The 5042-nt window shown below is 57.3% G+C and carries 2 protein-coding genes; one reads left to right on the forward strand and one right to left on the reverse strand.

Annotated features, from left to right (window positions below; translation table 11 throughout):
• Positions 1 to 218: 218 nt before the first annotated feature.
• Entirely contained in the window at positions 219 to 1325 is a 1107-nt protein-coding gene (locus IRZ24_RS16585) for a methyltransferase domain-containing protein (RefSeq protein ID WP_297166543.1), read from the forward strand.
• A gap of 122 nt (positions 1326 to 1447) precedes the next feature.
• Here IRZ24_RS16585 and IRZ24_RS16590 read toward each other — a convergent pair whose 3' ends face one another.
• The gene (locus IRZ24_RS16590; protein ID WP_297166546.1) at positions 1448 to 4411 is read right to left on the reverse strand and encodes a cellulose binding domain-containing protein; all 2964 of its coding nucleotides are present in this window, start codon (positions 4409 to 4411) and stop codon (positions 1448 to 1450) included.
• Positions 4412 to 5042 lie beyond the last annotated feature (631 nt).

Below are 5042 nucleotides of genomic sequence, written 5' to 3' on the forward strand. Positions count from 1 at the left end.
TATGTTGAGGAGCAATGATAATCTATAATAAGTATACCAGGCTTCTCTGAGTCAATCAAGTCCATCTCTGTTTAATCTCAAAAAATCCATTACATTTGATCTTCTTCTTAGAAATAGTATTATTCATCTAATGAGGCTAAATTATCTATTCCGGGCTATGAAACCATTATTGCTCTGAGTGAGCGAAGCGCTGAGTCGAAGGCCAGGAGAAGAGGAGAATGATCAGGGAACAAGACGAGGGAAATCGGCATGACGGAAGAGATCAATCGGGCCGGAGGCCTCGTCGTCTACAGGCTATGAGAGCGGGCAACCTGCGGATTCTTGCGTTGGGCAGCGAGCCTGAAGGCGAAGCGCTGGCGCGCCAGTTCCTACGCCAGGGCTGGAACCTGCGACGCACTTCCCATTTTCTTGCGCTCCAGCGTCAGGAAAAAGGCCTAGAGCGGATTCTCGTTCATTGGCTGAAAAGTGAAGAGAGCGATAATCGTCTCGTTGACTATCTTCAGCAGGAGCTGGTACGCATTGGTTGGCTAGAGGGCGAAGAAGACTTTAACGCGGCCCTGAATGGCCTCATTGCCTCGTTTGCACCGACAGCGCCCCTGGAGGCCTGGCGTCGCTTTGCCCTCAACACTTTTGCGCAACTCAGCAAGCTGATCGCGCCGGCTCCACCAACGACCGTAGCACCTATTAAGGACAAGGACAGCGGCGAGAGTATCGCCGCCTTCGCTGCTATCTATCGCCGTTTACTCACCTTGCTGCAGGGAAGCAGCTTGCTTGACGTCGGCTGTGCCTGTGCCTACTGGCCGCTCCTCGTTGCCCAAGGAGGCCAGTGTGCGCCGAGGTCAATTGTGGCGGTTGATCGTCGGGCCGAAGCCTTACGCTTGTCGCTCTTGTTGAGCGAGGCCTTGGGCCTGACTGATCGCCTCCATTTCATGCAGCTTGATCTGCTTCAGCCTGAATTTCTGGGCTTAGGAGCGTTTGATACCGTAACAGCTATCCATCTGCTAGAGCATCTTGAAGAGAACGAGCTGCCACATGCGCTAGATCAACTGCTTCATGTTACCCGCCGGCGCCTTCTCATTGTCGTTCCCTATGAGGAGCGAGCCCAGGAGTGCTATGGGCATCGCCAGATCTTCTCGACGGCGAAGTTACAGTTCTGGGGCCAATGGTGCCTTGACCGGCTAGAAGGGCGTGCCTCCTACTGGTGTGAGGATCTGCTAGGAGGTTTGCTCGTGATCGAACGCTTTGAGGGGCCTGACTCGCAGGAGCCTGTCGAGGCGAGGGGCCAGCAGGGGCAGGGAGCTGAGAGCCTCGCTGGCTCCTGCTGAGGGGACAACGCTGCGCGGCAGAGCGGGGCCAGCTCATGGGCTGCCTGCCTTGTTAGGAGAGAGATCCGTCCCGCGTGGGAGCCTGCTCCCAGCGGGACGGACCGATGAGTGAGACGGAGGCGCTAAACGATCGTACAGGCAGTGCCGTTCAGATAGAAAGCTGTTGGCGACGGATTACTGCCGCTCCAGGTCCCATTGAAGCCCGGATAGACCGACGAACCTGGCGGGATCGAACCATTGTAGCTGGCATTCGTAATCGTCACCTGGTTTCCCTGCTGGGAGAACACGCCATTCCAGCCCTGGGTTACCGTCTGATTGCCAGGGAAGGTAAAGGTGAGCGTCCAGCCATTAATTGTCGTGGTTCCGGTATTGGTCACCGTCAGGTTAGCCGTAAAGCCGCCTGGCCACTGATTCACGGCGTAATGGACACTGCATCGTAAGCCCGCCGTAGCTGTCGGCGTCGGTGTAGGAGTTGGTGTCGTCGCCGGCGTTGGCGTCACCGTGGGGCGAGGCGTTGGCGTTGGCGTTGGGGACGGCGTAGGAGTTGGCGTCGGCGTGACAGCCGTTGTTGGCGTAGGAGTGGCAGTCACTGTCGCCGTAGGAGTCGGTGTCGTCGTAGCACCGGCGATATCGCCGTAAACGATACCAAAGCCATTCGTGCCCAGGTAGACCCGACCATAGATGCGCGGATCACCAGTAATCGTCGTAATGTTGCCATACTGATGCTGACTATCGTTAATCAGCACCCAGGTATTGCCCCCGTCGTCGGAGCGGAAGATGCCGCGCACATTGCCGACAATGCCGCTGATATAGATGGCTGGATAGCTCTGCCCGGGGGCGGGCATGCCGAAGCCAATCTTATCAGCTCCTGCCAGGCTGGTTAACTTCGTGAAAGTCTGGCCGCCATCAGTTGAATGCCAAAGGCCATAGTCACTGGTCCAGGCGTTACCGCCAGCCAGCCAGACATCGCCCTCACGGCCCGGTACCGCCTTCACCACCACCGAATCGCCGGCCTGAGGCAGGCCGGTGGCCGACGAAGCTGTGAAGGTAGCGCCGCCATCCGTACTGTACCAGAACTTCCCCTGTCCATAGGCGTAGAACTTCTTTGGATTGACACGGTCCGAGGCCACGACTGCATTCTGAGGCACATTGGCGGAAGCCACCCAGCTATTGCCATTGTCGGTCGAATAGGAGACCGGAGCATTCACGGGAGCCCACAGTACACGGCTGGCATCGGCTGCGGCGGCCACGGTACCCCCGTTCTGAGAGACGCCGGGGATATCTTTATTACCTGCGAACCAGGTGGCGCCGCCATCGTAGCTGAAGGCCGTGCTGGTCACCGGCGGGCTGGCGCTCGGGTTACCATAACCGACGCGTACCATGAAGTTCGGGTTCAGCTCGGCGTAATCAATGGCGGCATACGAACCGGCATACGGGATGTAGTACATTTCCGGCGGCGACTTCGTCAGATCATCGTGACGGAAGCCGCTGACGTCGGCCATCGTGCTATAGAGGTGAGCATTGGCCGGCGGACTCACCAGGTCGGTCACATACTCCTCCTCGATGCCCAGAGCTGTACTCTTGAAATTCACAATGCCGCCGTTCTGGTAATTATCCCAGGCCGTCAAATTATTGGTTGCATAGAGCGTGGCACCGGTGCCATACATCAGGCGATCCGAATTGAAGGGATCGATGTTCATCCCCTCGATCATCCAGCCCAGCTTTACCGCTGGCACTGGCGGCACAGGGTTCTTGTTGCCGAAGTCAAGCCAAGGGGCGTTAGAGACATCAATAGTGTAGTAGAGATTGCGGTTAGGATAGCTAGCCCAGGTCCAGATCGGTTCCCAGGTAGCGCCGCCGTTTGTCGTGCGGAAGAGCTGGGCATCAGGCCACCATGAATTGACACTGGCTACCACGATCGTGCCAGGATGCTGCCAATCGACCGCCAGGCCGCCGTAGCCGAAGTAATCGTTAGCGCTATCGGAGCCAGGCACAGGACTGATCTTCGTCCAGGTGCCTGTACTGGGTGTAAACTTCCAGACATCGCCGCGGCTTCCATTGTAGGGACCCTCCCAATCGCTGTAGGTCACGTACAGGGTCCCTTGCGAATCAACTTTCCCCTGGTGGGGGAGATACCCGGTAGAAGCATCGCTCGTCGTGCTCCAGGTAGCGCCTCCAGTGCAGGTCACCGTTGTTCCGCTGACGCTGCAGGTCGGCTCACCCGGGATCGGCGCCCAGGTAGCGCCCGCATCGGTGCTGCGATAGATATTATAGGCGCCGCTGCGATTGTCAGCGACTCCAACATAAATCGTTTTAGTAGGGCTGCCCGGCGTGCCCGTCGAGGGATCAAAGGTCACCCAGACTACGCCCACAGGATCACTGAGGTAGCCGGTGGGGTCATTGGGGTTCTCGGCGAAAGGACCGGTGTCGGGGAAGTTGGTCACCTTACTCCAGGTCACACCATAGTCAGTGCTGCGCCAGAGACCATTGCCGCTGCGGGCCCCAAAGTAGAGAATGGCGTCATCATTAGGGTCAATGGCCAGGCGCTCACCCATGCCACGCCCGGGCATATTGCCGCCCATCTTAAAGGGCATCTGCGTGATCTGGAAGGTGTTACCGTAGTCGGTTGAGCGCAGAATGACCCCATTCTGATTGGTCCAGTTATTGGTATACATGCCGGCAGCAATGTAGAGACGGTTGGGTTGTACGGGGTCAGTTGCGATACTCTCAACGCCGGCCATGTTCCAGTTATCGGGGGTCACCCAGGACATCAGTTGAATCCAGGTGCCGGTGTTGGGGTCCCAGCGATAGGCTCCTCCGATGTCTGTGCGCGCGTAGATCAGATCCTTCTGTTTGGGATTAAAAATCACGTCGACAACAAAGCCGCCGCCACCACCAGTGACAACATTGCGCCAGGTATAGGGCTGTGTGGCCGCTGGTGCAGCGCTGGCAGCGCGCGAGGAGCGCACACTAGCCAGGGCGATGGTCAACAGCAGCATGGCGCAGAGGAGCAGCAGGGGCAAAGCCTGCCTGACCCACCTGTGCCATCGCTGCCATCTGCGGGGAGGTGAAACGTGTTCTACCATAGCAGCACTCCTTTGCAGCGGTAGTGATCAGGAAGTACGCTGAGCAAACATTAAACACCGGCACGAAGAGAGCCTGACTGTTCCTTCCGGCTCCTGTACGCGATGGTATCGCTCCCGGGAACGATACCACAAGAGCAAGGGCTAAGCAGATGATAGGCAGGTGCGCAACAGTAGGCCATCCTCCATCTGCCAGCCATTGCAGGAGGCGGCGGCGAGGGATCGGAGTGATTGAAGTGCATAAATATACAATTGAGGTTCATTGATACGACTGGAGGTTGCTACTGGCGAGCGGTAATGCTACAATAGCAATCGTAAACGGTTCCGTAATCGGTTACATAACGAATGAAACTGTTGAGATCTGCATTGTTAGGAAGCATCTCTCATTGTACGGCGGCTGGCAGCATCGGGAGTGTACAATCGAGAGAGTAGACAATGCAGAGAGCAACGGAACGCTGTGAGGTTGCGATCAGCAAGCAAAGGCCATCTAGAGAACTGCAGAGCAGGATGCTCTTAGCAGATCAGCCAATGCTGCGAGGTCTTTGGAGGAGACACGCATGCCGACCCCAAATCGTCGCCTTAGGCAGGCACGCGAACTACGAGGTTGGTCCCAGGCCAAAGTTGCGGAGCAGAT

The sequence above is a fragment of the Thermogemmatispora sp. genome, from assembly GCF_019683755.1.
Classification (GTDB): domain Bacteria; phylum Chloroflexota; class Ktedonobacteria; order Ktedonobacterales; family Ktedonobacteraceae; genus Thermogemmatispora.

Excerpts from the sequence above, each read along its gene's own strand:
- IRZ24_RS16585 (WP_297166543.1), top strand. The coding sequence starts at position 219 with ATGATCAGGGAACAAGACGAGGGAAATCGGCATGACGGAAGAGATCAA.
- IRZ24_RS16590 (WP_297166546.1), bottom strand. The coding sequence starts at position 4,411 with ATGGTAGAACACGTTTCACCTCCCCGCAGATGGCAGCGATGGCACAGG.